The following is a 546-nucleotide window of genomic DNA, read 5'->3' as shown; positions in this document are numbered from 1 at the left end:
TCTGTTCCGGTTTTTTCCAGCCCGATTGGTATAAATACGACGTCGTTTAATTATGTAAGCCCGACTGGTATAAAAACAACGCCGTTTAATTATGCAAGCCCGACTGTTCAGGATTCTGCCTCTGCAAGCAGTGCCAACAGTCCGATACTACTACCGGCCAGCACTCCCTCACTGGTTAATACCCTGCCTCCCTGGACTGACAGTATTATCCCGGCGCATTCATTGGGCGGCATCACCGACATCGCGCCCGCCAGGACCACCCTGGCCCTGTCCAGTTCGCTGGCCGCTACCAATTTAACACTGGATCAGCAACTGACCGCCATAGTGGACGATATGGCCAAATCAACCAATCTTGGCATGTTCGAAAATGACCTGGTTTACTTTCAACAACTATTTCCGACCCTTAACCTCACGGAATTAGTCACCTTTGTTAAGGACAGTGCCAGGAATTTTGCCGGATATATGCTGCTCGAGGGCATTGAAGCCTTCGCCCAAACGCTCAATGGCACGTTCACTAATGGCACTTTCCCTAATGCCACTTTCCCT

General features: G+C 50.2%; 1 protein-coding gene. It reads left to right on the top strand.

The features are described 5' to 3' along the window. A partial coding sequence (locus J7438_RS27265; RefSeq protein WP_209279141.1) for a hypothetical protein occupies positions 1–546 on the top strand: 546 nt, incomplete at both ends.

This window comes from Thalassotalea sp. G20_0 (genome assembly GCF_017744175.1).
Taxonomy (GTDB): Bacteria; Pseudomonadota; Gammaproteobacteria; order Pseudomonadales; family Endozoicomonadaceae; genus Endozoicomonas.
Note: the sequence above shows the minus strand (reverse complement) of the source record. Positions and strands in the feature narration are given on the sequence as shown.